General features: G+C 66.6%; 29 protein-coding genes. 14 read left to right on the top strand and 15 right to left on the bottom strand.

Annotated features, from left to right (window positions below; all coding sequences use genetic code 11):
• Positions 1–16: 16 nt before the first annotated feature.
• From JOF56_RS41295 to JOF56_RS41275, 5 genes are all read left to right on the top strand, one after another.
• On the top strand, positions 17–961 hold the full coding sequence (locus JOF56_RS41295) for a sigma-70 family RNA polymerase sigma factor (protein WP_209645037.1): 945 nt from the start codon (positions 17–19) through the stop codon (positions 959–961).
• Positions 962–1374: 413 nt separating this feature from the next.
• Positions 1375–1560, top strand: a complete 186-nt coding sequence (locus JOF56_RS41290) for a hypothetical protein (protein WP_209645036.1) — start codon at positions 1375–1377, stop codon at positions 1558–1560.
• Between the two features lie 113 nt (positions 1561–1673).
• Complete coding sequence (locus JOF56_RS41285; protein ID WP_209645035.1) at positions 1674–2570, top strand: thiopeptide-type bacteriocin biosynthesis protein; 897 nt, start codon at positions 1674–1676, stop codon at positions 2568–2570.
• Between the two features lie 64 nt (positions 2571–2634).
• Positions 2635–3300, top strand: a complete 666-nt coding sequence (locus JOF56_RS41280; RefSeq protein WP_281065561.1) for a lantibiotic dehydratase C-terminal domain-containing protein — start codon at positions 2635–2637, stop codon at positions 3298–3300.
• Complete coding sequence (locus tag JOF56_RS41275; RefSeq protein WP_209645033.1) at positions 3270–3671, top strand: YcaO-like family protein; 402 nt, start codon at positions 3270–3272, stop codon at positions 3669–3671. Before JOF56_RS41280 ends, JOF56_RS41275 begins: the two co-directional genes overlap by 31 nt.
• Positions 3672–3747: 76 nt before the next feature.
• Here the strand turns inward: JOF56_RS41275 and JOF56_RS41270 are convergent, their stop codons facing one another.
• Both JOF56_RS41270 and JOF56_RS41265 read right to left on the bottom strand, forming a co-directional pair.
• Positions 3748–5217 carry a polysaccharide deacetylase family protein gene (locus JOF56_RS41270; protein WP_209645032.1) on the bottom strand — a complete coding sequence of 490 codons (1470 nt, stop codon included), beginning with the start codon at positions 5215–5217 and terminating at the stop codon, positions 3748–3750.
• A 101-nt stretch (positions 5218–5318) separates the two neighbouring features.
• Positions 5319–5801: a GbsR/MarR family transcriptional regulator gene (locus JOF56_RS41265; protein WP_209645031.1), complete on the bottom strand. Its 483-nt coding sequence runs from the start codon at positions 5799–5801 to the stop codon at positions 5319–5321.
• A 143-nt stretch (positions 5802–5944) separates the two neighbouring features.
• Between JOF56_RS41265 and JOF56_RS41260 the strand changes: the two genes are divergently transcribed.
• The 3 genes from JOF56_RS41260 to JOF56_RS41250 all read left to right on the top strand — a co-directional run bounded on the left by JOF56_RS41260 (position 5945) and on the right by JOF56_RS41250 (position 9743).
• The gene (locus tag JOF56_RS41260; protein ID WP_209645030.1) at positions 5945–6856 is read left to right on the top strand and encodes an ABC transporter ATP-binding protein; all 912 of its coding nucleotides are present in this window, start codon (positions 5945–5947) and stop codon (positions 6854–6856) included.
• On the top strand, positions 6853–8445 hold the full coding sequence (locus JOF56_RS41255) for an ABC transporter permease (protein WP_209645029.1): 1593 nt from the start codon (positions 6853–6855) through the stop codon (positions 8443–8445). Before JOF56_RS41260 ends, JOF56_RS41255 begins: the two co-directional genes overlap by 4 nt.
• Before the next feature lie 377 nt (positions 8446–8822).
• Positions 8823–9743, top strand: coding sequence for a TolB family protein (locus JOF56_RS41250; RefSeq protein ID WP_209645028.1), 921 nt, complete (start codon positions 8823–8825; stop codon positions 9741–9743).
• Between the two features lie 253 nt (positions 9744–9996).
• Here JOF56_RS41250 and JOF56_RS41245 read toward each other — a convergent pair whose 3' ends face one another.
• Together JOF56_RS41245 and JOF56_RS41240 are read right to left on the bottom strand one after the other, a co-directional pair.
• Positions 9997–10359 carry a VOC family protein gene (locus JOF56_RS41245; protein WP_209645027.1) on the bottom strand — a complete coding sequence of 121 codons (363 nt, stop codon included), beginning with the start codon at positions 10357–10359 and terminating at the stop codon, positions 9997–9999.
• 121 nt (positions 10360–10480) lie between these two features.
• Positions 10481–10927: an anthrone oxygenase family protein gene (locus tag JOF56_RS41240; protein ID WP_209645026.1), complete on the bottom strand. Its 447-nt coding sequence runs from the start codon at positions 10925–10927 to the stop codon at positions 10481–10483.
• A gap of 91 nt (positions 10928–11018) precedes the next feature.
• Here JOF56_RS41240 and JOF56_RS41235 point away from each other — a divergent pair, with 91 nt between their 5' ends.
• Complete coding sequence (locus JOF56_RS41235) at positions 11019–11597, top strand: TetR/AcrR family transcriptional regulator (RefSeq protein ID WP_209645025.1); 579 nt, start codon at positions 11019–11021, stop codon at positions 11595–11597.
• A gap of 6 nt (positions 11598–11603) precedes the next feature.
• Here JOF56_RS41235 and JOF56_RS60875 read toward each other — a convergent pair whose 3' ends face one another.
• The 6 genes from JOF56_RS60875 to JOF56_RS41205 all read right to left on the bottom strand — a co-directional run bounded on the left by JOF56_RS60875 (position 11604) and on the right by JOF56_RS41205 (position 18368).
• Complete coding sequence (locus JOF56_RS60875) at positions 11604–11768, bottom strand: PKD domain-containing protein (protein ID WP_209648779.1); 165 nt, start codon at positions 11766–11768, stop codon at positions 11604–11606.
• Positions 11704–12072, bottom strand: a complete 369-nt coding sequence (locus JOF56_RS41225; protein ID WP_209645024.1) for a beta-propeller fold lactonase family protein — start codon at positions 12070–12072, stop codon at positions 11704–11706. The genes JOF56_RS60875 and JOF56_RS41225 overlap by 65 nt, the downstream gene beginning before the upstream one ends.
• A gap of 70 nt (positions 12073–12142) precedes the next feature.
• The gene (locus JOF56_RS41220) at positions 12143–12523 is read right to left on the bottom strand and encodes a hypothetical protein (protein WP_209645023.1); all 381 of its coding nucleotides are present in this window, start codon (positions 12521–12523) and stop codon (positions 12143–12145) included.
• A 39-nt stretch (positions 12524–12562) separates the two neighbouring features.
• The gene (locus JOF56_RS41215) at positions 12563–12976 is read right to left on the bottom strand and encodes a hypothetical protein (RefSeq protein ID WP_209645022.1); all 414 of its coding nucleotides are present in this window, start codon (positions 12974–12976) and stop codon (positions 12563–12565) included.
• Positions 12977–13124: 148 nt separating this feature from the next.
• Positions 13125–16727, bottom strand: coding sequence for an nSTAND1 domain-containing NTPase (locus JOF56_RS41210; protein ID WP_209645021.1), 3603 nt, complete (start codon positions 16725–16727; stop codon positions 13125–13127).
• A 135-nt stretch (positions 16728–16862) separates the two neighbouring features.
• The gene (locus tag JOF56_RS41205) at positions 16863–18368 is read right to left on the bottom strand and encodes a tannase/feruloyl esterase family alpha/beta hydrolase (protein ID WP_209645020.1); all 1506 of its coding nucleotides are present in this window, start codon (positions 18366–18368) and stop codon (positions 16863–16865) included.
• 220 nt (positions 18369–18588) lie between these two features.
• On the opposite strand from JOF56_RS41205, the gene JOF56_RS41200 reads away from it, so the two are divergent.
• Positions 18589–19191, top strand: a complete 603-nt coding sequence (locus JOF56_RS41200) for a hypothetical protein (protein WP_209645019.1) — start codon at positions 18589–18591, stop codon at positions 19189–19191.
• A gap of 146 nt (positions 19192–19337) precedes the next feature.
• Positions 19338–19661 carry an SDR family oxidoreductase gene (locus tag JOF56_RS41195; RefSeq protein WP_209648778.1) on the top strand — a complete coding sequence of 108 codons (324 nt, stop codon included), beginning with the start codon at positions 19338–19340 and terminating at the stop codon, positions 19659–19661.
• A gap of 4 nt (positions 19662–19665) precedes the next feature.
• Here the strand turns inward: JOF56_RS41195 and JOF56_RS41190 are convergent, their stop codons facing one another.
• The gene (locus JOF56_RS41190; RefSeq protein ID WP_372448300.1) at positions 19666–20163 is read right to left on the bottom strand and encodes a class F sortase; all 498 of its coding nucleotides are present in this window, start codon (positions 20161–20163) and stop codon (positions 19666–19668) included.
• 265 nt (positions 20164–20428) lie between these two features.
• On the opposite strand from JOF56_RS41190, the gene JOF56_RS41185 reads away from it, so the two are divergent.
• From JOF56_RS41185 to JOF56_RS41175, 3 genes are read left to right on the top strand one after another with little or no spacing between them, the layout of a single operon-like run.
• Positions 20429–21085, top strand: coding sequence for a TetR/AcrR family transcriptional regulator (locus tag JOF56_RS41185; protein WP_209645018.1), 657 nt, complete (start codon positions 20429–20431; stop codon positions 21083–21085).
• Positions 21082–21447 (top strand): YidH family protein, encoded by a 366-nt coding sequence (locus tag JOF56_RS41180; RefSeq protein WP_209645017.1) that lies wholly within the window; start codon positions 21082–21084, stop codon positions 21445–21447. Before JOF56_RS41185 ends, JOF56_RS41180 begins: the two co-directional genes overlap by 4 nt.
• Entirely contained in the window at positions 21444–21776 is a 333-nt protein-coding gene (locus JOF56_RS41175; protein ID WP_209645016.1) for a DUF202 domain-containing protein, read from the top strand. The genes JOF56_RS41180 and JOF56_RS41175 overlap by 4 nt, the downstream gene beginning before the upstream one ends.
• A 17-nt stretch (positions 21777–21793) precedes the next feature.
• Here the strand turns inward: JOF56_RS41175 and JOF56_RS41170 are convergent, their stop codons facing one another.
• The 4 genes from JOF56_RS41170 to JOF56_RS41155 are packed head-to-tail and all read right to left on the bottom strand — an operon-like array spanning position 21794 to position 25054.
• The gene (locus tag JOF56_RS41170; RefSeq protein WP_209645015.1) at positions 21794–22810 is read right to left on the bottom strand and encodes a sigma-70 family RNA polymerase sigma factor; all 1017 of its coding nucleotides are present in this window, start codon (positions 22808–22810) and stop codon (positions 21794–21796) included.
• Between the two features lie 50 nt (positions 22811–22860).
• Positions 22861–24084 (bottom strand): RNA polymerase sigma factor, encoded by a 1224-nt coding sequence (locus JOF56_RS41165; protein ID WP_209645014.1) that lies wholly within the window; start codon positions 24082–24084, stop codon positions 22861–22863.
• Positions 24081–24404, bottom strand: coding sequence for a YciI family protein (locus JOF56_RS41160; RefSeq protein ID WP_209645013.1), 324 nt, complete (start codon positions 24402–24404; stop codon positions 24081–24083). The genes JOF56_RS41165 and JOF56_RS41160 overlap by 4 nt, the downstream gene beginning before the upstream one ends.
• A 29-nt stretch (positions 24405–24433) precedes the next feature.
• Positions 24434–25054, bottom strand: coding sequence for a dihydrofolate reductase family protein (locus JOF56_RS41155; RefSeq protein WP_209645012.1), 621 nt, complete (start codon positions 25052–25054; stop codon positions 24434–24436).
• Positions 25055–25112: the final 58 nt, after the last annotated feature.

Below are 25112 nucleotides of genomic sequence, written 5' to 3'. Positions count from 1 at the left end.
GGCCATACTCATCGCGATGAGCATCGTTGATTTCGAGTCGCGCACCGAGTCGCATCGCCGAGAGTTGCTGGCGTACTGCTACCGGATGCTTGGGTCGGTCCACGAGGCCGAGGATCTGGTGCAGGAAACGATGTTGCGGGCGTGGAAGGCACGCGACCGTTACGACGAGCGCAAAGCGTCCGTCAGGACCTGGTTGTACCGGATTGCGACGAATGTGTGCCTGACTGCGCTGGAGGGCAAGCAGCGCCGGCCGCTTCCCTCCGGGCTGGGCGCGCCGAGCACTGATCCTGAAACGCCGCTGCTGCCGGCTTTCGACGTGCCATGGCTGCAACCGTTGCCCGACGCCCGGCTCGGCGATCCGGCGGAGTGGGCGGTGAAACGGGACAGCATGCGGCTGGCTCTGGTCGCGGCGATGCAGCTGCTGCCACCGCGTCAACGAGCCGTCTGGGTACTGCGCGAGGTGCTGGAGTTCAGCGCTGCCGAGGTGGCCGAGCAACTCGACACCTCGGTTGCCTCGGTGAACAGTGCCTTGCAGCGAGCCCGGGCGGGGCTGGCCGGCGCCGAAGGCAAGGTCGCCCAACCCGATGATCCGGCCGTACGCCAGACCGTGGAGGCCTACGTGCGTGCGTTCGAGGCGGCCGACGTGGACGCACTGGTCGAGCTGCTGACCGAGGACGCGATGCTTGAGATGCCGCCGGTTCCGCTCTGGTATCTCGGTCGCGACGACTACGCCGCGTTCATCCGGCGCGTGTTCACGATGCGCGGGGTCGGCTGGCGCATGACTCCGACCGCTGCAAACGGCCAGCCGGCGGTGGCCGCCTACGCGCCGGATCCCGACGGCGGACATCGGCTGCACACCCTGCAGGTGTTCACAGTCACCGAGGGAAAGATCGCGCACACTGTCGTATTCCAGGATCCGGCAGTATTCGCGGCCTTCGACCTGCCCACCGTCCTCAGCTGACTTCGGAAGCCTGAGCCGCTGTGGTGTTCTGGAAAGTCCCCCGGTGTGTTCCGGTGTAGTCGGACTGGGCTTCGTAGTAACCGCCTTCGTGGTCGTAGGTCGTGTGTGCGCCTTGTGTGACCAGGGCTTCATGTGCTGAAGCTGTGCTGTTGCCGGCGTGAAACCGGGTTTTTGCATGATCGACTCCAGAGTGATTCACGGCCCGGGCGCGCAACATCCGCCGCTTGGGGCCCTGCAACGGGAGGAACTTGATGAGTCGAATGGTCAAGCGCGCCGCTGTGCTGACGTCAGCCGTGGCGGCAAGCCTGGCGATGTCGCCGCTGGTCGCGTCGGCGGACTAGTGCCAGATCAGCTCCTGCACCGAGTCGAGGTCCGACTACCCTGGCAATCGCCAGATTTTTGTGGATTTCGACGTGCATGGCAGTGGTGGGGCCGAGTATGTCGTGTTCCGCAACTCCAATGTGCTCTGCCGGTGGAACTTCGAGGCCTCGGCCGGACCGGCCACGCGGGGCTGCGGCACCGGTCGTGAGGCAGCGGGTTCGTTGTCGGCAACGATCGTGGGCCCGCAGGGGCCGTCCTACATCGAACTGCGCTGGTGACTTTGGGCGATCGTCAATCCATTCGGGACCGTCCTTGAAATAGCGTCCGCAGAGGTTTCACGCAACCCTTTCAGCTGAATACCTCGTCGAGCTTTCCGAACCGGAGCGCCGTGATGTCGGATAACACCTGGGTGAGCGGGCACGCCTTCTACCACGGCGACCTGGACCGGCTGCTGCTCGACGTGACCGTGCCGCTGATGGCCGAGTTGATCAGCGCCGAGCTGGCCACACACCACTTCTTCCTCCGATACTGGGCCGGCGGACCGCACCTGCGGCTGCGCGTGCTGCCGGCCGACGAGTCCGCCGCCGAGGTGCGGCGCCTGATGCGTGAGCACTTCGAGAAGTACTTCGCCGAGAATCCCGCTGCCGAGCGGATGACGCCCGATGAGTACACCGAAGCCGCGCGCTGGTTGTCAGCCACGGAAAACGCGCCATATCCGGAGAAGATGTATCCGAACAACTCGCTGGTGTTCTTCCCGTACGAGCGTGAACACGTCAAGTACGGTCATGGTGAGACCATCGAGGCCGTGGAACGCCATTTCGGTCAATCCAGCCGGATCGTGCTCGAGTTCCTGGCCACGGATCCGACGGCCGATCACCGGAGCACGGCCGCGGCCGCGATGATGCTGGTGGCGTGGTTCGCAGCTGTGGACGACCCGGCGCTGGTCGCTGAGTGGACGGGCAATTTCCGGCTGTTGCGCGACCAGCCCGACCCCGGCCCTGGCACCGAGGAGCAACGCGTGCGGCTCGTCGAGCTGGCCGGACGCATGTACGTCCTGGCCAGGAAATGGCCCGGCATCGACGGCGACGGGATGCTGCTGCGGTGGGCTCGGTCGGTCGGCACACTGGCTGGTGAATTTGAGAACACGAAGCCTCAAGCGGCGCTCCGGGTACTCAACAGCTGTGCCCATCTGGTGTGTAACCGGCTGCGCGTATCGCTGGCGGAGGAGGACGCCCTGCGCCACCGCGCCGCGCTGGCGATCGGGCAGTTCGCCAAGGGAAAGGGCTGAGCGGTGGACTGACACACCATCCACGTCTACTACCACGACGATGACAAGGACGCCCTGATCCTGGATGCGGTGCGGCCGTTGTTCGACCGGCTGGCCGGGCAGGTGGACGCGGCACTTGCGGCAAGGTCCACACCTGAGGCTGAACGTTCGCGCCAGCACGGAAACCATGCAGAGGTCTGTGCTTCCGGCGGCCCAGGAGATCGTGGGTGGCTGGCTGGAGCGGAAGCCGTCCACGAGGCAGCTGGATCCGCTCGCGGTGCTGCCGGAGCATGAACGGCTCGCCGAAGCGGAGAACGAACGCGGTCCGCTGATGCCGTGGCCTGCCAACAACTCCTTGCGCCTAGGCCCGTACGACCGGCGGGTCGAGGTGGTCGGCAACGAAGCGAGGGCAGATCTGCTTGCCGACTTCTACGCCGACACCACGCCGATCTCGTTCCGGATGACCGAACGGTCCGGCGCCGGGCAGCGGCTCATGCTGGCGTTCGACCTGATCGTGGCCACAGTTCACGCCATGTCCACTGTGGGCATACAGGACGGGTTCGTCGCGCTGCGCCCGCATGCGGAGGCGTTTCTGAACGGACGCGCGGAAAACGGTCGGCTGCGTGAAGGCTGGGACCGGCACTACCGGCTGCACTTGGCCACGCTGGCCGCACCGACCTCATCCATCGCTACGACCACCACCGTGACAAGGCGGCCGCTATGGCCGCCGACTCCACACGTGTCACCGTGATGTCCGACCACGCCCTGCTTTACGCGCACCCAGACACGTTCTCCCGCCTGGACTTCCTCACAGGCTCCGCCAAGACCCGCGCGTTTGCCGCGTCCGCGCCCTCCGGCAACCCGGACCTGCGCGCCGACCTCACCAAGCTGATCAATCGCTACCTGGAAACAGGCCTGGACGTCATCGTGGTCGACCAGACCACACTCGAGCACCGGGCCGGCGGCTTCACCTGCGTGAAGGTCCTCATTCCCGGTACCGTGCCGATGACGTTCGGCCATGCCAACCGACGTACAGCGAACCTGCCCCGCCTGCACACCGTGCCCCCGCGCCTCGGCTCACAGCCGTCAGGCATCAACCCCCATCCGCATCCGTTTCCATAGTCTCGAACTGGCGTCGGACCGAAAGCCGCGGCCAGTACTGTGAGCCGTTGGTCAAGCGGCTGGAAACCGGCGGGACCTATCCGCGGCCGAAGGCCTTGGAGTTGGAGCTGTAGCTGGTGCCGGCGGCGAGCGGTGTGCTGCCGAACAGCTGGGTGATGGTGACGAACTGGTAGCTGCGTTCCTTCAAACCCGCCAGGATCGCGGGCACGGCAGCCACAGAGGTCTGGTGGATGTCGTGGATGAGCACGACGTCGCCGGGTTTCACCTTGTCGAGCACGGTCTGGGTGACTTTGGCGCTGTCGTGGTACTTCCAGTCCTCGGTGTCCACGTTCCAGAGGATCAGGGGCCGGTCGGAACTGGCCCGCACGGTGTCGTTGATCGCGCCGTAGGGCGGCCGGATGAGTGTGGGTTTCCGCCCGGTCGCGTTCTGGATGGCCTCGTCGGTACGGGCGAGCTGGTCCTGGATCTCCTCGGCGGAAAGTTTGGCCAGGCTGGGGTGCGACCAGCTGTGGTTGCCGATCTCGTGCCCTGCCGCGGCTTCCTGGCGGACCAGACCGGCGTCGTAGGTCGCGTTCTGCCCGACGACGAAGAAGGTGGCGTGCGCCTTGTACTCCTCCAGCGTCGCAAGCAATTGCCCAGTGTACGGGCCGGGGCCGTCGTCGAAGGTCAGCGCGACACACTTGACCTGGAGACAGTCCACAGTGGAGGCGGCTGGCGGATCGACCGGCTCGGTCGGCACCGCGGGTGCGACCGAAACGTCGGCGAGGTCCAGCCGTTGTCCTGGGTGGATGGCCTGCTGCTGGGCGCGACGCCCGAAATCGGACAGCAGCGGTCCGGCGTCCGCTGGGGGAATGATGACCTGTGGGCGTCCGGCCGCGCCCGGCGCGACACTGCCCTGGGGGAACTGTACGACCAGGCCACCGGTCTCGGTGAAGGACAGGTCAGCGAGGGTCGACGAGCGGAACTCCGGGTTCAGTGCGTCTCTGACCTGCTCCTCCTGGACGCCTTCACGGCCGGACACGGCTTTGGTCACCGCGGCGACGAAGCTGTCCATGCTTGTGTCGGAAACCAGCGCGGTGGCCGGCAGGGACTTACCGGTGCGGCCGTCGAACCAATAGGACTCCGCACCGATTCCGCTGCCGGCGCTGGCGTAGTCGTGCGTGGTCACCTCGACGCCCACCACATCGCCGGAAGCCGCCAGGAACTCGGAGCTGATGTCGGCCTTCGGCGGATCCTCGGTCTGCTCGCACTCGGCGCCGTCATCGCTGTTTTCCGACGCCGTGCCGAAGCGGTTACGCACCATGTCACGCAGGGTGGCCGTGAGCGCGTCCGCACCGGGGACCGCGGGATAGCTCGCCGACCACTGACAGGCGCTGCCGTCGCTGACCATCCGCAGCCCGGCGATCCAGGTCGGGGTGACTGTGCGGATCTTGCCGGGGTCGGGTGGCGCCTGGCCGGCCACCGGCCGACCGGCCTCCGGCGCCGCACAACCTGTCAGTCCCGCAATGATCAAGGCGAGGACCACGACGGTAGATCCACTCTTCATATCCCGGTAGACGTACAGATCGCAGGATCGGTTGTGCGCACGCGTTCAGCGCATAAACCCCAGCGTGCGCCCGTGCCGGGAAGGCATTCTGAGCGGTTGTGTCAGTCCGGCCGGTGGGCGTCCAGGTTCTTCCACTTGCGGGTCAGTTGCGGGATCTCCTCGCGCAGGAAGGCGAAGAAGCGCTGGGTCTGGGCCAGGCGGTCGCCCACGTCGGTCCGCGTGCCGAAGATCTCGGTGCCTTCGCGGGCGATGTCCTCGAAGCGGCGGTAGATGGTGTCGCTGGAGGTCAGGGCTTCGAACCAGGCGACGTGGTGGACGCTGTAGTGGTCGCGGCGCTGCCCGGGGTCGCGTTCCCGGACGGCCATGCCGGTGCGCAGGAGGTAGTTGATGCCGCCGGAGATGGCCGACGGGCCGACGCCGAGCAACTCTGCGAGTTCGGCCGCGGTCCGCGTGCCGTTGGGGGACAGCAGGAGCGCGGAGAACACGCGGGCGGCCATGCGCGGGTAGCCGGAGTCGGAAAGGACCACGGCGAACCGTTCGAGGAATCGCCGTTCCTCGGTGTCCTGGCTGGTTGCGTCGCTCACGCGGGTGTTCTCCCTGTCCTTGTCCACCTCGGGCAGAGCCTAGCGATCGTGCCGTCGGGCCCTGCGCGCATCAGTCAGTCCTGCCGAGTTTATAGACTTCACATACTTCATGAAATTCGTGAAGTATGTGTATCGTGTGCGGAATGACGAACACGATCTTGGTGTCCGGGCTGGTCAAGAACTTCGGCCCGACCAGGGCACTCGACGGTCTCGACCTGACCGTCCGGCCCGGCGAGGTGCATGGTTTCCTCGGCCCGAACGGGGCGGGAAAGTCCACGACCATCCGCGTCCTGCTGGGTCAACTGCGGGCCGACAGCGGCCAGGTGAGCCTGTTGGGCGGTGACCCATGGGCCGACGCGACGCAGTTGCATCGCCGTCTGGCCTACGTACCCGGTGATGTGACGTTGTGGCCGAACCTGACGGGCGGGGAGGTGATCGACCTGCTCGGCCGGATGCGCGGCGGGAGCGACCAGCGGCGCATGGCCGGGCTGCTGGACCGGTTCGAGCTGGATCCACGCAAGAAGGGCAGCACCTATTCCAAGGGCAACCGGCAGAAGGTGGCACTGGTCGCCGCCCTGTCGTCCAATGTGGAGCTGCTGATCCTGGACGAACCGACCTCGGGGCTGGATCCGTTGATGGAGGCGGTGTTCCAGGACTGCGTCGCTGAGGAGCGCAGGCGCGGCCGGACGGTACTGCTGTCCAGCCACATCCTGTCCGAGGTCGAGGCACTCTGCGACCGGGTCAGCATCGTCCGCCACGGCCGCACCGTGGAATCCGGCACCCTCAACGAACTACGCCAGCTCACCCGCACCACCGTGACCGCCGAGCTGACCGGACCTGTGCCCCGGATCGAGGGCCTGCCTGGGGTGCACGCGGCCGAAGTGGACGGACGCCGGGTGCACTGTCAGGTCGACGGCGATGCGTTGCCGGAACTGATGCGTGCACTGGCCGCCGTCGGCATTCACAGCCTGACCAGCCAGCCGCCCACGCTGGAGGAGATGTTCCTGCGCCACTACGGAGACGACCTGGCCGAACAAGAGGTGGCAGTCCAGTGACATCGCTAGTTGGCACTGCCGACCTTGTCCGGTTCATCGTACGGCGCGACCGGATCCGGATTCCGGCCTGGTTCGGCCTCACTGCGTTGTTCGCGATCGGGGTGCTGGCGTCGGTGCAGGGTGTTTACCCGACCGAGGCCGCCCGTCTCAGCTTTTTCCAGACCACCAATGGCAATCCGGCGCAGCTGATGATGATCGGCCCGATCTTCGACGCCTCCGAGGCGGGAATCGGCGCCTGGCGGATCCGCGGTCAGGTCGCGCTGCTGCTGTCGCTGGCGAGCCTGCTGCTGGTGGTCAGGCACACCAGGGCCGAGGAGGAGTCCGGCCGCGACGAGTTGATGCGCTCGACTGTGGTGGGTAGGTACGCCGGACTGACCGCGGCACTGTTGGTGGCGTTCGCCGCCAATCTGGGCGCGGCTGTCGTGATGACGCTGGGTTTCGTCGCGCAGGGTCTTGCGGTGGGTGGGTCGATTGCGCTCGCGCTGTCGTTCGCCGCTGCCGGTTGCGTCGCCGCCGCGCTCGCCGCACTGGCTGCGCAACTGACCGCGAGTTCCCGGGCCGCCATCGGTCTGGCGACCGCGGGCGTGGGCGTCTGCTATGCGATTCGGGCGATCGCCGACGCGGGCGATGCCTCGTGGCTGCGATGGCTTTCCCCGTTCGGCTGGACCCAGGAAATGCGTCCCTTCGCCGGAAACCACTGGTGGCCGCTGCCGCTTGTCGCCGGGCTGGTGGCGTTGCTGGTCGTGGTGGCCTACGCGGTATCCGCGCGTCGCGACCTCGGTGCCGGGATCCTTCCTGCCCGGCTTGGTCCGGCCACTGCGGCTCCCCGGCTGAGGTCGGCGCTGGCCCTGGCCTGGCGGCTGCAACGGGGCGTGCTGATCGCTTGGACGGTCGGCGGCGCCGCGTTCGGCGCCGCCATCGGCACGACCGCCGACACCATCGCCGAGCAGGTCGACGAGAGTCAGGCATTGGGTGACCTGATGGCGCAGATGGGCGGCGGCGGACGTCCGGTGGACGGCTTTTTCGGGCTGATCATCTACCTGGTGAGCCAGGTGGTGACGATCTACGCGATCCAGGCGACCCTGCGGATGCGGGCAGAGGAGCTGTCCGCCCGCGCCGACACTGTGCTCAGTGGACCGGTCAGCAGGCTGCGCTGGGCCGGCGGGCACCTGCTCGTGGCCGCGGCCGGCACTGTCGTGGTGATGACCGGTCTCGGTTTCGGGATGGGTCTGGTCTATGGCCTGGCCACCGGCGGCGTGGGCGGCGAACTGCCGCCGTTGCTCGCCGCGGCTGTGGTCCGTGCGCCCTCGGTCCTTGTGCTGGCCGCCATCGCCGCCGCTCTCTACGGCATCGCACCCCGTTTCGCCGCGCCGGTCGCATACGCGGTGCTCGGCCTGTGTTTTCTTCTCGAACTCGCCGTGGCCTACGGCGGCGCCAGCGAGAGCCTGATGTGGATCTCCCCGTTCGCGCAGACCCCGGCACTGCCCAGCGCCGACTTCGCCGTTGTCCCGCTGCTGTGGTTCGCCGTCATCGCGGGCGGCCTGGTGACCGCGGGGATGGTCGGCCTCCGGCGCCGTGACCTGGGCTGACGTTCGGAGCGCTGTCGGCCGGCCGAAGCCGGCCGACAGCGCCGCAAGCGATCCTGGTTCAGGACTTGCGCTTCCATCGTGACGAAGTTCGCGCACTTCGCTGTGGCGTCAGGCCAGGCGAGTCACGCACGCACTCGACCACCGCCTGTTCGTCCACTTCGTCGTTTTCCGGCTGTGGCGAATCAAGGCTGGTCGTTGCCGTCATCCTCACGAGCATGCACTGCGCCGGTGCCCGGTTCATTGTCGAAATCCGAGAACCGGGCCGACGCCCAGGCGGTGGTTTGTCATTTGTCACAGAGGGAGAGAAGAAGTCCGCGCTTTGAATTCCACTGTAGGCTGATGCCGGGGACCCACCCGGCAGGAGGGACCGACGCCCGATGAGCGCGCCACCCCGGCAGTTGCGGCCTGGGCAGCGTGCCCGCATCCGTGTCTGGGACCGCTCCACCGGAGCGGTGCGCACGGTGTTCGAGTCGAGCGACCGGCTATACGAGGCGCCGAACTGGACGCCCGACGGACGGCTGCTTGTCAACGGCGACGGCAAACTCTGGCTCCTACCCGCACATGGTTCCGTGCCTCCCGTGGAAATCCCCGCGTATGGGCTGCCGGATGTCAACAACGACCACGTCCTCGCTCCCGACGGCGCGACCGTGTTCGCGTCGGCGAATGACTGGCACATCTGGGAAGTCGCCCTTACCGGAGGAGAGGCACGTCGTGTCACCGTCGATGACGGCGGAATGCACTTCCTGCACGGCATCAGTCCCGACGGGCGACGGCTCGGCTACGTACGCCTGGATCCGGAGGGGGACAACTGGTGGGCGTCGGCGACCATCCACACCGTCGGTGTCGACGGGCAGGGGGACGTCGCCGTCACGACCGACCCGGGCCCTGCGGACGGATGCGAGTGGACGCCGGACGGCGAGTGGATCGTGTTCAACACAGAGCAGTTCTCGAATGGGCACGCCCAGCTGGCCCGCGTGCGGCCGGACGGGACCGAGTTGGAGCAGCTGACCTTCGACGAACGTGTGAACTGGTTCCCGCACGTCGCTCCGACCGGCGATGTCGCGGTCTACCTCAGCTACCCGCCAGGCACCACCGGACACCCCGCCGACCGGCCTGTCGAGCTGCGGCTGGTCTCGGTCGACGCCTGGCAGGAGCCTGCGACGCTGGTCGCGCTCGACGGCGGGCAGGGAACGATCAACGTGCCCAGCTGGGCGCCGGACGGATCGGCGTTCGCGTTCGTGGACTATCCCCTCGACAACGCACTCAGCGTTGGTGTACCCGCAGCGGAAGCCGGGTGAGACCGTGCCGGTGATCAGAATCCGGGCAAGACCGGCGCCCAGGCAGTAGTGGACGCCCGCCCCGAATGTCAGATGGGGATGGGGAGTCCGGGACAGGATGAGGCGGTCAGGGTCAGCGAACACCCCGGGATCCCGATTGGCCGCGGCGAGCAGGCAGATAATCCTCAACTGAGTCAGCGCCGCCCCCGGGTTGAGGACCTGTGTCGAAAGTGGATCTTGGGTGTCGGATGATCTTGATTCGTGGCCGGTGACGTCAGGAAGGCGTCAGGCAGAAGGGGTGGCCGGCCGGATCCAGGAGTACCCGCCAGCGTCCGTCGCCGGGCTGATGGTCCGGTTTGGCCGCGCCGAGTTCCAGGGCCAGCTCCTCCATCGCATCGAGGTCGTCAGCGCGGAAATCCAGGTGGAACTGTTGTGGCACGTCCTGGCCCGGCCACTGCGGAGCCCGGTATCCGTCAACCCGCTGGAATCCCAGATCACAGCCGGAGTCGTCGGTCAGAGCGACGAACTCGTCCGTACTGAAGAGTTCGCGCATCCCGGTCAGTGCACCGTAGAAGTCCGCCAGCGTCTGCGGGTCGGCACAGTCGAGAGTCACCCCTCGCAGTACAGCGCCTGGCATCATTCGCTCCTTCGCGCGTCTGCCTCCGTGAGCCGCCGCTGCACGCGATCACCGGCCACGGCCACACCGTACTCGCCACATCCACCGCTGAAGTAGCGGTTTTTACCCCTGCCGCGTGGGCTCAGGTGCGGGCGGCGACCAGTAGGGCGAAGGCGGCGATGATGACGGCGACGCGGACGTAGTGGTAGCGGTCCCAGCGGTTCATCTGCTGCTTCCAGTCGGCGGGCCGGTTGTCGGGGGTCCACGTCTTGCCTCGGTTGTTGATCGGGACGAGCAGTAGGACCGACATGATCACGCTGACGATCAGCAGGGCGCCGGCGGTGACGACGAGGCCGGTGCCGGGGTGGCTCCATCCGGCGATGGCCCAGACCGCGACGAGGACGAGCGAGGTGATGTACCAGACCGGCATCACGGCGCCGAGCATCCGGCCTCCGTGGGCGCGGCCGCGTAGGGCGCTGTCGTCCGGGAGGCTGTCGAGGATTCGGTTGATGACGAAGGCGACGGAGAACTCCACCCCCACCATCACGCCGACGATCACGGTGGTGAACACCTCGAGTGCGTTGAGCATGAGGACCTCTCCTGAGATCTAGCGTTGATATCTGACGTGTCAACGCTAGTACTACTGACGCTCGATTGTCTAGCGGTGCTAGGATCGAGTCATGTCGGTACAGGAACGCAAGGAGCGTGAACGGGCTGACCGGGAACGCCTCATCTTGGCGACGGCTCGCGAACTCGCTGAGCAGCAGGGTTGGGACGCGGTCACCACCCGTCGGCTCGCCGAGCGCATCGAATACAGCCAGCCCGTTCTCTACAGCCACTTCCGCGGCAAACGCGAGATCATCGGCGCCGTCGCCCTCCAAGGCGCCGCTGAGATGGCCGCGGCAGTGCGGGCGGCGGCCTCCGCCGCGGACGGCCCGCGCGCTCGGGTCACCGCGCTCGCCCGCGCCTACCTGGACTTCGCCGCACGTAACCCGGCGGTCTACGACGCCATGTTCCAGCTCGACGGCGGCCTGGCGTTCGCGCAGGCCGACACCCCAGAACCTCTGAAGGACGCCTTCGCCGCCCTGCTGGAGAGCCTCGGAGAAGTCGCCGGCGACGGCGTCCACCCGGGCCTGTTCACCGAGTTGTTCTGGGCGGGCCTGCATGGGCTGGCGACCCTGACCCGGGCGGGTCGGCTGCCGCCGGAGGACACCGAGCGCAGGACACTGTTGTTGGTGGACCGGCTCGCCGTGCTCTGACGCACCCTAGGAGGTGATGACGACCTCCTGGTGTGTCACGGCGACCGAGGATCCGTTGCAGGAAGCCGACTGTCCGGTGAACACCAGCTTGGTTGAACAGCCCTCGTCATCGGTGACGGTGAGCGTGACTCGGTACCGGCCCGGGGTGGCGTAGGTGTGCTGCGGGGCCAGGCGTGCCGAACGGCGTCAGCTGGCCTCGCGCGCCGACGCGGTAGCTGGCGATTCTGTCGGCCCCGGTTCTGAGGACATAGGCGGTGTTCCCGTTAGGAGCGAACACAATGCCGCGCGGCCGATCCAGAGCCTCAACGGGCTTGCCCACGGGTTTGAGGTCGCCGGACGCCAGGATCGTGGACACCGCGACATTGTCGGAATCCCCGTTCGTCACATAAAGCGTGCGCCTGGCCGGCGTTGACGAAGCTGCGGGCGTGACCGCGGCGAGCATGATCGCCGCGGTCACGACAATGATCCGACTCATCCTACCCCCGTTGGATTGCCTTTCCGCTTCTCACGGTACTCGCAATCCAGGGCCTGAATCAGCGACGCGTTCAGGTGTTGTCGATGTCCCCACGAGCTGATATCGAGCAACCTCGGAGTTCGAGCTGATACACGCTGTACAGTCCCGGAATTCGTTCACCGTGACTGCTCGACGTTCCCACGGTGCCGGAACGAACGACGACACCATTGTTGACGTCCCGGGCCCGCCACGGGCACGGCGACGGACGGAGGCGGTTGTTGATGCCGATGTCCACGAAATGCCCGCTGGCATTGGCCGACACAATGGCGGTCGTGCAGTTGCCGCTGCTGCCGACGAAGCAGGTGGAGCTGGCAAGGATCCCGATCGAGTCGGCGCCGGCAGGAGAAACGACAAGGCCACTGCCAAGCAGTGTCCCGGCGAATACGATCGCCGCACGGTACTTCGAAATCATTGACGTCACTTCCCTCTCACAGTTCGGGGAATACTCAGGTCAGCAGGACTGGCCACGGATGTGTGCGTCCTCGTTGGTGGCGATCTTCTTCGCCCACCGGGCGGGCACTGTGAAGTCCTTCCATACCCAGACTGGAGGTACCCACGTGGCGAGCCGCCCGGAGGCGTTGCACTCCACGTAGACGCCGTCCCAGTCCTCGTTCGGCGGCGTCTGCTCGTTGGGTTGAAGCGGCTTGAACTCAGTGCCTGGTGCTGGGCCGCCGTTGCCCCAGTCCTTGATCGCCCAGATGACGTGGTTGCTCTCGTTCATCACGGAGCCGCAGACGTTGGCCACGCAACCACCAAGTGTGCCGGCTTCATCGTCCGGGTCCGCCACCTGCGACGCGTCGGACACGCCGGTCGACGCCAGGGACGTGGCCGCGATCATCGCGAGCACGGTGAGTGTCCTCCTCATTGCCCCCTCTTTTCTTGATTGCGAACGGGATGCCTTCGGCGTCGTTGTCGGCCCGCCGTAACGACTTCCAGGCATGGCAGCATGTCTAGCACCGCAGTGGTGTCCGACCAGGGCTGTCGACAGTCCGGACACCAAAGCCCGGACAACGTCAGCAGGTGTTCTGGCGGGGCAGGTCTGCTACGAGCTGGTTCCACTCGTCGTCGGTGAGATCACGCCAGAAGGTGTCGCAGATTTGCCTGGCAGCCCGTTCGGCGTCGGTATCCCAGAACAGCACCATTTCGCCACCCGCAGTGACGAGCGTGCGGCCGTCGGGGCTGAAAGCCAGAGCGCGGATTGCCTTGGTGTGGCCCGCGAGGCGGGCCCAATTGGTGTGCTTGTCGAGATTCCAGAGGGAAATGGTGTTCTCGCCGCTGGTGAATGCCAGCGTTGTGCTGTCCGGGCTGAACGCGACCCCGTTGAATTCGGTGTCGAGATGTCCGGTGAGAGTGGCCTTCAAGGTGCCGGTCGCCGCGTCCCAAAGCCGGACCGTGGAATCGCTGCTCGCTGTGGCGACGGTGCGACCGTCCGGGCTGAACGTGGCGTTGCGTACCCAGCCTTTGTGCCCGATGAGTTGTACGCGTGGCGTCCAGTCAGCCGTGTTCCACAGCACCACGGTGAAGTCGTGGCTCGCGGTGGCGAGGATTTGCCCGTCGGAGCTGAACGTCACGCCGTTGACGGCCCCGGTATGGCTGCTCAGCGTGGCCATACGGACGTGGGTGGCGACGTCCCACACGATCGCTGTCTTGTCGATACCGCTGGTCACGAGGGTGTGGCCGGAAGGGCTGAACGCGATATCGAGCGCGGCGTCTGTGTGGCCGGTGAGCTTCGCGATCTGGGTGCCGTTCTCCAGCGCCCACAAGGTTATGGTGCCGTCTTTGTTGGCCGTGGCGAGCAGTTTGCCATTTGGGCTGAACGCCAGGGCATTCACTGTTGACGCGTCGGTGAGGACGCCGAGTTGGCGGCGTGTTTTCGCGTCCCACAACATTGTGCGGTTCTCGGCCGCCTCGGCGAGAGTGGTGCCGTCCGGGCTGAAAGCCAGATCGTTGATACGGTTTTCGCCGGTCTCGACGAGGATGGCCTGATCGGTGTTCCAGAGAATGACCGAGCCGGTCTCCCCGGCTGAGGCCAGTAGTGAGTCGGCGCCGAACGCGAGCGCGTAGACGCTGTTCGTATGTCCGGTGAGGCGGGTACGTAGGACGCCTCGACCGACATCCCACAGCAGGACTTTTGTGTCGTTTCCGGCGCTGGCGAGGGTAGTGCCGTCCGGGCTGAACGCGAGTGTCAGGACACGGTCTATGTGGCCTGTCAACACCTTCGACGGGGAGCCGTCGGCGGCGTTCCACAGCCGCACCGTGGTGTCTCCCGCCGACGCGAGGTACCGGCCAGTGCGGTCGAACGCCACCTTGTAGATGGTGTCCGTATGGCCTGCGAGAGTCTTGATCCGCGTTTGGGTTGCTATATCCCAAAGCACGACGGTCTTCCCTGTGCCGGCGGCGGCCAGGACGCGCCCGTCCGCGCTGAACGCCAGGCTGTTCACTGTGCCGCCGTGACCCGTGAACCGGGCGATGGCAGTGCGTTGTGCCAGGTCCCAGATGATGACGGTGTCATCGGCGCCGCCCGACGCGAGCAGACGCCCGTTAGGGCTGAACGCGACTTCCTTGACCGCAGCGGTGTGGCCGGACAGCGTGCCGACACGGACGTTGCTGGCGAGGTGCCAGAGGATGATGTCCTTGTCGTCCCCGCCGCTGGCCATGGTGGAGCCGTCCGGACTGGTTGCCAACGCACGCAACCAGGTGTCGTGCTCGGTGAGAGACGCGATACGGTGCCGGGCACGTACGTCCCACGTCGCCATCGAGTGATCGGCGCTCGCGGTGACCAGCGTGCGGCCGTCGGACGAAAAGGCGAGTTCCGACACCGCTTTGGCGTGTGCCGCGAACTCCGCCTGGTAGGCACCACGCGTGGACATCCCGAGCAATGCGCTGCGTGCTTCGACTGTCGGCGCAGTGCGGTAAGCCTGCACGCTCAACAGCATCGCCGTGTCCGGCCGCGAGTCGACGAGCGTCTGTGCCTGCGTCGCCAACTGCCGGGAGATCGCGACCTGGCGCGCGTCCACCGCGTCGCGACGCTGCTGGACCGCGACTAACGCGATGCCGATGACAACCACCAGCAACACCACCAGCCCGACCGTCAGATATCGCAGCTGCCGATCACGTCGACGCGTTCGTTTCCTTTCGCTGGCCTCCAGTTCGATGCTCGCATCCAGGAAGGCCTGCTCGGCCGGGTTCAGCTCCTCGCGGTGACCATCGCGCTCGGCCCATTCGCGGGCGATCACCAACTGTGTGCCCCGATAGAGGGCACTTGTGTCCTGGCCGAGCGCCTTCCACGTGTACGCGGCCTCGGTGAGCCTTCGATGGGTGCGAAGACCGTCCCGGTCAGTGACCAGCCAATTGTGCAGCCGCGCCCACGCCGTGATCACGGCCTCGTGCGTCAACTCGGCTGTGGCCTCGTCAAGTGTCACAAGCCGCGCGCTGGCAAGGCTTTCCAACACCGTCCACGTGTCCGGGTCGCCGGTGTCGAGCTCGTCGCGCAAGACGCGGCGCTTCGTGTCTCCCGTGCCTTCGCCGAACACCGTCAGCCGCAGGAACAACTCACGCGTCAGCCGCTTGCGTTCCGGGCTCAGCGATCCGTAGAGATCTTCGGCGGTTTTGGCCAGTGCCCCTTCGATACCTCCCGCCGCCCGATACCCCGCGAGGGTGAGAGTCCCGCCTTTTCGTCGCCGCCATGTCTCCAGCAACGCGTGCGACACCAACGGAAGTACCGCAGCCTGTCCTGCGGCATCCGCCACGACCGCTGCCACCAAAGAGTTTTCGACGGTGCACGCCATCCGCTCGGCCGGCCCTACCACCACTTGTCGCAGTTCATCCGTCGTCATGGCCCCGACGAGCACCTGCGAGCCTCCCATCACCGCCCGCAACTCCGGATAGTCCGCGCAGTGCGCGAAGAAGTCTGCTCGCATCCCGATGACAACACGTGTCCTGCCGCCTGCGGCCGCTACCACCGCGGCGACAAAGCGAGCTCTCTCCTCGCGATCATGGCACAGCGTGAAGACCTCTTCGAACTGGTCGATCACCACGACCAGTTCGCGATCCCCGGCACGTTCCGCCAACCGAGCCGCCAACTCGTCAACCGGCCGCTCTCCAGGCGTCATCACCACGGCGGTGGCAGCAGCACTGTCACCCAGCCCCTCCGTACGAACCCGGGCGACCAAACCCGCCCGCAGCAACGACGACTTACCAACCCCGGACGCCCCCACAACCGCCAGAAACCGGTTCTGTGTCAGTCGCCCGACAATCTCCTCCAACAGCGCGGTTCGCCCGAAAAGCCGATCCGCATCCTCAACCTGCAACGCCGCCAACCCCGAATACGGCGCCGTTCCGTCTTCCTCACCTCGCGCCGCGGCAACTTCTCGCCAGCGCTGCTCCCACTCGACAACGTCACCATCACATGCGCTCACATACGCCAGAACCACGGCCAAGGTAGGCAACCGCCGCCCACCAGCCGCATCGGACAACGTCGTGGACGCGTAGTGCGCACGCCGGGCCAGCTCCCGGTAGCTCGGTTTGCCTGCCTTGTCCCGCAACAACCTCAGGTCGCCCGCGAACTGGACAAGTGCGGAATCCTCCCCGCCCAGCGGCCGCTCCACACGAGGCATGATCTCTCTCCCCCCGGATCTGACTCACCCTGGCATCGTTCCGCCTCCAGATGGTCAAGTACAGGGAGTAACCAACGTAGTGATGACGGCCGAACGGCCCAGACATGTGCCAGTACAACCGATGATCGGCCGTTCTCAGAGCGTGCAGTCGAAGTTCGCGGCGGAGTTCGGGTTGCCTCTGCCGTCGTAGCGGGCGATCCGCGGGTAGGCACACAGCGGTCGAGTCCGTGTGACCTGGCCGTTATCCACTTTGGACGCGATGACGCGGTCCGGCGCCGACCCCTGTTCCACCCACCTTGTCAGGGCGGCGAACATGTCGAAGGTGTTCGGGCCAGGCCCGCCGGCGCAGTGCTCGACACCGGGGGCCATGAACAACCGGGCGAACTCGCCCACCCGGCGCACTCCGCCCATCCGGTCGAGCACGCGCTGGTAGTAGTCGATGCTGCCCTGGGGGAAGATGAGCTGGTCGTTCCAGCCGTGCCAGATCAGCAGCCGCCCGCCGGAGGCGCGCAGCCGGGACAGATCGGGATCGTCGGTGCCGATGACGTTGCCGAACAACCGTTGTGACGCACGGAAGTCCCGCTCGAAGCCGGCGTAGTCCAGTGTCCGCCAATCGAATTGCGGGTTCTGCTCGACCCAGTACCGCAGATGGTTCTCGGCGATGGGGAAGGGCACCGGCCCTGCCAGGAAACCCAAGGGCGCGCCCTTGGCCAGCCCGTACCACAGCCGTTTGCCGTTCTTGGCCACGGCTCCCTGCCAGATCGCCCGCACCACGTCGGCGTCCGCTGTGGTGAACGCGCCACACGGCGTTGCCTGACCGATCAGAGTCCGGGCGTCGAAATCGCATCGGCGCGGATCGTCGATCACGCCGTCGGCGACGCCGTCATACCGGTCGCAGTGCGCCACGGCGGCCTGTGTGGCGGCGGCCAGTTTGCAGTCCCCGATCGGCCCGCCCAACTCCTGGCGCATCACGACTTGTGGCCACAGTTCAGCGGGAATGAACCGGTCCCAGTTGATCGCCGGCGCGCCGGCCAGGATGCCGTCGTAGGCACCAGGCATCCGCTGGGCCAGCATCAGGCCCTGGCGACCACCGGTGGAGCACCCGTTCCAGTAGGAAAAGCGGGATGGCTGGCCGTAGAAGGCCTTGATCAGAATTTTGGCCTTGAGGGTCAGCTCGGTCAGCGAACGGGACGCGAAATCGGTGATCAGCTGCTGATCGAGCCGGCCGTCCGGCCGCAGCGCGAACGATCCGTCCCTGACCTGGTGCCCGGTGTCCGTCGACGCCGTCGCGAATCCTGCCCGCAGCGCACCTGCCATCGCCGGATAGCTGATGACACCGGCGTAGCCGCCGCCCCCGACGGCCTGGAACCGCCGGTTGTAGGTGCCGGTCGGCAACCACACCTCGATCCCGATTCGGGGCACCACAGTCAGAATCACCCGGCAGAACTCGGGCAACCCGGTCATCCCGGCCGCCTGTCCATCGGTGACCAGCTGCGCCGACACGTTCGGCACCTCAGGCAGACCGATCTTCGGAAGATCGGCACACGCCACGCGTCCGGACGCCGACGCAGTCCCTGCAACCGCGACCAGAACCGTGGCCAACACCAGTGCTGGGGCCAAGATTGCGAGCAGCCTGTTCATCCAGCCCTCCGATCCACACCGACCAGAGCCGACACCGAGCGTCAACAGGGTAGGGCCTCGCCACCGGGACTGTCTACAACCAGATCGCGCGACTTCAGGATCTTGGAGACTGTTATTGACCGTGACCGGCCGTGCCGTTACCGTGAAACTGGGAGCGCTCCCAGAATCTCGGCGCCGCGCCATGAGCCTTTCCTGTTGCCACAACGCCCTGGAGGTACGAATGACTCGTATCAAGGCTGTGCTCGCAACCCTCGTCGCGTTCCTGGTGATCACCTCGCAGGCGGCCGCGGCCCAGCCGAACTCGATGGGCTTCATCGGCTGCTCGATGGCCGAGAACGTTTCGCAGGGATACCGTGCGGTCGGCGGCACGCGCATGTGGGGTCCATATGGGACAGGCGGTCTGGTCGTGCAGTCGTGGACCAGTCCCAACTCAGGCGCCTGGCAGAAATTCGACCAGCAGGCAAGCAGATTTGGCAAGCCCACGGCGGTGTGGGTGCAGATCTGCATATTCTCGTGGAGCGGGGCCACCTACAACGAGGTGAAGATGCTCATCGCCAACGCGCGCCTGCACGCGGCCCCGGCGGCGACGATCATCATTTCCGGCATGCCGCTCTACGATCCCGGTCAAAGCTGTTTCCTCGCCGGCCCCAACGGTCCACAGTTGACAGACAACCTCGCCCGGCAGGCCGCGGCCGATCCGACGCAGAACGTGACCTACCCCGGGGTGTTCCGCCTCAGGAGCAATGAGGTCGCCGACGGCTGCCACGCCAACACAGCAGGCCAGCAATCACTCGGCAGGCAGGCTAAGGCCTACTGGAGCTAGCCACTGCCTCGCGCCATGAGCCCCAGTACCAAAGCAGGGTCCTGGGGCTCATGGGGGTGCCTGCCGCTACGAAATGCTTCCTGGAACATGACATGACGCAGTCACCGGATTCACCTCATCGAGGTTGCTGTCACGCCGCGGTGTGAATTGGTGAGGATCACTCGGTCTCGCTGACCCGCGCGCTGGCCACCGAATGGGCAGCCAGCGGTGTTCGCGTCAACGCGATCCTGCCGGGGTGGATCTCCACGGAGCTGACCAAGATGATGTCCGGCAACCAGGAAGTGCCCGACGGCCTGTTGCGGGCGGTGCCGGCACGACGCTGGGGCGCCCCGGAGGACGTGGTGGGTGCGGCGGTCTACCTGGCCAGACTGACCACGGGCTCGACGGTCACAATGGACGGTGGCATGACCTGTTACGTAGGCGGGCCGACCGTGATCGACCTGCTCGCACTCGGCCGGATTCCGTTGTAATTCATTACGTGGCCAGGGTGGCGTAGACGATGATGTTGTCCTTGTAGCTGTGTTCGGTCCGGTCGAAGGCGCCGCCGCAGGTGATCAGCCGTAGTTCCGGTTGACCGGTATCGCCGTAGACCTGCTCCTCGGGAAACTCGCTCTTGGCGATCTGGTCCAGTTGCTGGACAACGAACTTCGCGGTCTTGCCGTCCTGTCTGGCAACCAGGATCTCGTCACCGGGCTTCAGTTCACGCAGCCGGAAGAAGATCCCCGGCTTCTTGTCGCCGTCCACATGGCCGAGAATGACGGCGGGACCGACCTCGCCCGGCGCCGGGCCGAACTTGTACCAGCCTGCCTGCATCGGCTGGCTGACCGGCGGGACCTCCACCGTCTCATCCTTGTCGAGCCCAAGCGGCACAAGGGAGGATTTCGCTGAGATCCTGGGAATCTCGAGGGACACAGGTTCGGGCTTCGCCGGACCGGCCGGTTGGGTGTCCACAGTGGATGGCGTCGTCGTCACGGCAGGGCTGGAAACGGAAACGTCGTGACTTGCCGATGGACCACAGCCGGTGACGAACCAAGTGAGTATGGCCAGCAACACGGCCACCACCCCGGAAAACCCGGGGTGGCCATGGCTGCCGCTGAGGCGAGATCCCACGATCAGTGGACAAGCCAGGAAGCGGTGGCTCGCCGAGCTTGCGGTTACTTGCGGGTAGGGATTCCTTACCTACCGAGTGCTCGGTAAGGTAGCGGAACCACGAGGATGTGCCGGGACGGAGTGGCCGATGACGCGGGCGGAGGCAGGCCGGATTCGCCGACCGGCGGCTGCGCGGCGAGAACAGATCCTTTCCGTTGCAGCGGATGCCTTCGCCCTCGCGGGTTTCAGGGGCACGAGTCTGGCTGAGGTGGCCGCGAGGGTAGGGGTTTCCCAGCCTGGATTGCTGCATCACTTCGGCAGCAAGGAAGTGCTCATTCTGGCGGTGTTGCAACAGCGCGACCTTCAGGATGAGCAGTTCGTCGAGACGCAGTTCAAGGGCGTCGACGCCACCACCCGGGAGTGGCTGATGGCCTTCTGCCGTCGCAACGAGACCCAGCCCGGTCTGGTTCGGTTGTTCACTGTCCAAGCGGCCGAGAGCCTTGACCCGGCGCACCCGGCCCATGAGTTCTTCCTCGAACGCAATCGGCGTGTCCGTAACCGGATCGAGCGACTGGTCACTCGCGATCAGGAGAAGGGCTTGGTCCCTGCCGGGCTCGATCCGGCCGCGGTGGCCACCGAACTGGTCGCGGTGATGAACGGCCTGCAGCTGCAATGGCTTCGTGACCCGTCCGTCGACATGTGCGGGATCTTCGAAGCGAGCCTCCGGCGCCTCGGGACGCGCGGAGGTAGCCGCGTCAAGGACGGCGACGCCGGCTTGTCCCCCGGAGCGGAGTCCGCGGAATGACCGGCGACAAGCCGCAGTTTCCCGCTTCGGTGTACCGGTATGGCACCCGGCCTGACCCTCGATTCAGTCTCGCCAACGAGCGCACGTTCCTGGCGTGGATCCGCACCTCGTTGGCGTTGCTTGCGGGCGGTGTGGCGCTGGAGGCGCTGAAAGTCCCTATCCAGGAGGGATTCCGGTTCGCGGCGGCGGCTGTGTTCGTAGTGCTCGGCTTGTTGTCCGCGATCCAGGCGTGGTTCGGCTGGATGCGGACCGAACGCGCATTGCGGGAAGATCGAACACTCCCGGCCCCCTCGCTGGGGCTTGTGCTGACGCTGGGCATCACCCTGGGCATTGTGCTCATCGTGGTGGGATTTTTCTGGTGAGCACACCGTTCGACCCTGGTCTGCAGCCCGAGCGCACACTGCTGGCGTGGCGCCGCACCTGCCTCGCCCTCGCAGTGGCGAGCTCCGCGGTCGCCCGTTTCACGGTGGAGGCCATCGGTGTGGCTGCGGTTGTGCTGGGACTCGCCGGGATCGGGTTGTCCGGGTGGGCCTATTTGGCGTCGACGGCCCGGCACGGCCAAGTCCACCGCATGCTGACCCGCACCGGCAGGACGCCATCTCCCGCGGTGCCGATGTTGGTGCTCACCGGTGCGGTATTGGTCTTGGGCCTGGCCTGCGCGGTCTACGTCCTCGCACGCGGACCGGCATAACCCGGATTCATGGCGGGTCAGCTCAGTGAGGCGGGCAGCCCGAACGGCGGGAAATGGCCGGCGCCGAGGAATGAGGTGATCTCAGCGATCCGGTCGTCCCGCAGGGACAGGACCGTGATCGACCATGCGTCGTGCGGGCCGTGGGCGTCGGTACCGAGGTAGAACGCGATGGCTGGCTGGCCGTTCGCACTGATGGTCCGGTACCGCCAGCTCGGGCAGCGCGTCATGGGCACCTGCACGGCGAAGTCGGTGACGGCCGCGATGCCGTGATACCAGTGCGGCAGCGGCGGCATCGACCAGGTGACGTCCTCGGTGAGCAGTGCGATCAGGGCTTCGGTGTCGCCGCGATCCAGCGCGGTCGCGAACCCGGTCACGAGTGCCCGCAGTTTCGTGTCGTCGATGGTGCGCAGAGTCTGTTGCTGGGTGCGGGCGGGGACCCGCTGCGCGACGATCCGCCGGGCACGTGCCAGCGCGGAGTTCACCGAGGTGGCCGAGGTGTCCATCATGGCGGCGATTTCAGCGGCGGAGAACCCGAGGACGTCGAACAGCAGCAGCGCGGCCCGCTGGTTGCCGGGCAGGTGCTGACATGCCGCGACAAAGGCCAACTCGACCGCCTCGCGCTGCTCGGAGCGTGCCGCGGGGAGGCCTGCATCCGGATAGGGACCCAGCCACGCCACGTCGGTGCGTGGAAGCTGGTCGAGCACAGCACGCTCGCTGGACGGACCCAGATCCATTGGCAGCGCACGTTTGTCGCGTGCGTCGATCACGTCCAGGCAGGTACGAGTGGCCACTGTGTACAGCCACGTGCGCAGCGAGCTACGCCCCTCGAAGCGAGCCAGCCCCCGCCAGGCCCGCAGCAGTGCCTCCTGGACAGCGTCGTCGGCATCATGGACCGAGCCGAGCATCCGATAGCAGTGGGCGTGCAACTCCCAGCGCAGCGGCGTCACCAAGCGGGTGAACGCGGCGTTGTCCCCATCCCGGGCGTGAGCCAGATCGTCCGCCTCAGCGAGCCGTCCGGAGGAAACTTCGTCCACGAGCGACGATTCTGCCCCACGGTCACGCAAGTGGTTCCGGTCGGGATCCGTTACCGCAGTTGGTCTCGGCGGCGTGTCAGGTTGGCGGTCTCGGCGCTGTTGCCCGCGAGGCCGATGGCTTTGTCGTAGGCCGCGCGGGATTCCTGGCTACGGCCCAGCCGACGCAGCAGGTCGGCGCGGGTGGCGTGGTAGGCGTGATAGCCGGCCAGTTTGTCCTCAAGACGGTCGATGGCCGCCAGTGCCACCTCCGGGCCGTCGAGCTCGGCGACCGCGATGGCCCGGTTGAGGGCGACGATCGGCGAGGGATCGAGGCGGACGAGCTGGTCGTAGAGGGCGAGGACCTGTGACCAGTCGGTGTCGCGAATGTCGCGGGCAGAGGTGTGCACGGCGTTGATCGCCGCGAGGATCTGGTAACGCCCGGGGGCCACCCCGGTGGCGAGGCGTTCGCGCACCAGCTGGTGGCCCTCGGCGATCAGCACGGCGTCCCAGGCCCCACGGTCCTGCTCATCGAGAGCGACCAGTTCGCCGCCGGCCGAGACCCGGGCGGGGCGGCGGGCCTCGGTGAGCAGCATCAGCGCCAGCAGCCCGGCCACCTCACCGTTGTCCGGCAGCAGGGCACGGATCAGTCGGGTTAGCCGGATCGCCTCGGCGGTCAGGTCGTGACGCACCGGCTCGGTGTCGGGGCCGGTCGCCAGGTAGCCCTCGTTGAACACGAGAAACAGGACGGTGAGCACACTGGACACGCGGGCTGGGAGATCTTCGGCGGCCGGCACGCGGTAGGGGATGCGCGCTGCTTTGATCTTGGCTTTCGCGCGGGTGATCCGTTGCCCCATGGCGCTTTCGGCCACGAGGAAGGCGCGGGCGATCTCGGGCACGGTCAGCCCGCCAACCATGCGAAGCGTCAGAGCCAGGCGGGCTTCGATGGCCAGCGCGGGGTGGCAGCAGGTGAAGATCAGCCGGAGCCGGTCGTCGTCGATGGCGCCGAGAGGCTCGGGCGGGTCGTCGTACACCATCTGAGCCTCCTTGTGCTTGTCGTCGCGCTTGTTCTCGCGCCGGATCCGGTCGATGGCCTTGCGGTTGGCGGTGGTGGTCAGCCAAGCGCCGGGGTTGGGCGGTACGCCGTCGGCCGGCCACCGCTCGACGGCAATCGCGAACGCCTCGGCGGCCGCTTCCTCGGCGATGTCGAGGTCACCGAAACGCTTGGTCAGGGCGGCGACCACCCGTGCCCATTCCTCATGGTGGGCCCGGGTGATCGCCTCTTGGACGTCGCTCACTGAAACGGCCGCACCTCGATCTTCCGATCACAGATCTTCGACGCCTCGGTGGCGAGCCTGAGTGCCACATCCAGATCAGGGGCCTCCCACACCCAGACGCCGGCGAGGTACTCCTTGGACTCCACGAACGGCCCGTCGCTGAACACCGCCTGTTCGCCCCGGTTGTCGATGACCGTGGCCGTGTCGGTGTCGGCGAGCCCGCCCGCGAAGACCCAGTAGCCCTCGGCGATCAGTCGTTCGTTGAACACGCTGATGGCAGGCTGCCGGTCGGTGCTGCCGGGATTGCTCTTGTCGTCGATCACGGAAACCAGATACCGCATCTGCAGATCATCTCCTGTGTGTGGTTCGGTCAGACCGTTGCATACTGCGGACGCCCGGCCGGCCGGTAGACCTGGATTGCGACGCCCTTCGAATCGACTCGCGACTCGACCAGGTCGAGCGCGAGATCCGGGCCGGTCTGCGGGAACAGCCGCGCGCCCTGGCCGAGGATCACCGGGACCACGATCAGCGTCATCTCGTCGACGAGATCGTTCGCCAGCAGCCACTGGACCAGAGTGCCACTGCCGTGCACCTGCAGTTCACCGCCCGGCTTGGCCTTCAGCTCCCGGATGGCGGTGGCAAGGTCGCCGGGCAGGACGGCGGTGCCCGACCACGCCGGATCGGCCAGCGTGGCCGACGCCACGTACTTGGGCTGGGCGTTCAACGCCCGCATGACCGGCTCCCAGCCAGGGACATCCTGTTCGGTCAAGGACCCCCACGAGCCGGCGAACAGCTCGTAGGTCCGCCGGCCAAGCAGGAACGCGTCGGCACGCTGGTAGGTCTGGTTGATGAACGCCATGGTCTCGTGGTCGCCCTTGCCCCGGGCCCATCCACCGCGCTCGAATCCGTTCCTGCGGTCCTCTTCCGACGCGCCACCGTTTCCCTGAACCACTCCGTCGATGGTGACCTGAGTTATGGTCGTCAGCTTCATGATCGCGGTTCCTCCACCTCGGCGCCGCCCCTCTTGGCCGGCCTCACCCCTGCTACGA

Source organism: Kibdelosporangium banguiense (assembly GCF_017876405.1).
GTDB classification, from domain to species: Bacteria; Actinomycetota; Actinomycetes; order Mycobacteriales; family Pseudonocardiaceae; genus Kibdelosporangium; species Kibdelosporangium banguiense.
Note: the sequence above shows the minus strand (reverse complement) of the source record. Positions and strands in the feature narration are given on the sequence as shown.

Excerpts from the sequence above, each read along its gene's own strand:
- JOF56_RS41295 (WP_209645037.1), top strand. The coding sequence starts at position 17 with ATGAGCATCGTTGATTTCGAGTCGCGCACCGAGTCGCATCGCCGAGAG.
- JOF56_RS41285 (WP_209645035.1), top strand. The coding sequence starts at position 1,674 with ATGTCGGATAACACCTGGGTGAGCGGGCACGCCTTCTACCACGGCGAC.
- JOF56_RS41280 (WP_281065561.1), top strand. The coding sequence starts at position 2,635 with ATGCGGTGCGGCCGTTGTTCGACCGGCTGGCCGGGCAGGTGGACGCGG.
- JOF56_RS41275 (WP_209645033.1), top strand. The coding sequence starts at position 3,270 with ATGGCCGCCGACTCCACACGTGTCACCGTGATGTCCGACCACGCCCTG.
- JOF56_RS41270 (WP_209645032.1), bottom strand. The coding sequence starts at position 5,217 with ATGAAGAGTGGATCTACCGTCGTGGTCCTCGCCTTGATCATTGCGGGA.
- JOF56_RS41260 (WP_209645030.1), top strand. The coding sequence starts at position 5,945 with ATGACGAACACGATCTTGGTGTCCGGGCTGGTCAAGAACTTCGGCCCG.
- JOF56_RS41250 (WP_209645028.1), top strand. The coding sequence starts at position 8,823 with ATGAGCGCGCCACCCCGGCAGTTGCGGCCTGGGCAGCGTGCCCGCATC.
- JOF56_RS41245 (WP_209645027.1), bottom strand. The coding sequence starts at position 10,359 with ATGCCAGGCGCTGTACTGCGAGGGGTGACTCTCGACTGTGCCGACCCG.
- JOF56_RS41240 (WP_209645026.1), bottom strand. The coding sequence starts at position 10,927 with ATGCTCAACGCACTCGAGGTGTTCACCACCGTGATCGTCGGCGTGATG.
- JOF56_RS41235 (WP_209645025.1), top strand. The coding sequence starts at position 11,019 with ATGTCGGTACAGGAACGCAAGGAGCGTGAACGGGCTGACCGGGAACGC.
- JOF56_RS41225 (WP_209645024.1), bottom strand. The coding sequence starts at position 12,072 with ATGAGTCGGATCATTGTCGTGACCGCGGCGATCATGCTCGCCGCGGTC.
- JOF56_RS41220 (WP_209645023.1), bottom strand. The coding sequence starts at position 12,523 with ATGATTTCGAAGTACCGTGCGGCGATCGTATTCGCCGGGACACTGCTT.
- JOF56_RS41215 (WP_209645022.1), bottom strand. The coding sequence starts at position 12,976 with ATGAGGAGGACACTCACCGTGCTCGCGATGATCGCGGCCACGTCCCTG.
- JOF56_RS41210 (WP_209645021.1), bottom strand. The coding sequence starts at position 16,727 with ATGCCTCGTGTGGAGCGGCCGCTGGGCGGGGAGGATTCCGCACTTGTC.
- JOF56_RS41205 (WP_209645020.1), bottom strand. The coding sequence starts at position 18,368 with ATGAACAGGCTGCTCGCAATCTTGGCCCCAGCACTGGTGTTGGCCACG.
- JOF56_RS41200 (WP_209645019.1), top strand. The coding sequence starts at position 18,589 with ATGACTCGTATCAAGGCTGTGCTCGCAACCCTCGTCGCGTTCCTGGTG.
- JOF56_RS41185 (WP_209645018.1), top strand. The coding sequence starts at position 20,429 with ATGACGCGGGCGGAGGCAGGCCGGATTCGCCGACCGGCGGCTGCGCGG.
- JOF56_RS41180 (WP_209645017.1), top strand. The coding sequence starts at position 21,082 with ATGACCGGCGACAAGCCGCAGTTTCCCGCTTCGGTGTACCGGTATGGC.
- JOF56_RS41160 (WP_209645013.1), bottom strand. The coding sequence starts at position 24,404 with ATGCGGTATCTGGTTTCCGTGATCGACGACAAGAGCAATCCCGGCAGC.
- JOF56_RS41155 (WP_209645012.1), bottom strand. The coding sequence starts at position 25,054 with ATGAAGCTGACGACCATAACTCAGGTCACCATCGACGGAGTGGTTCAG.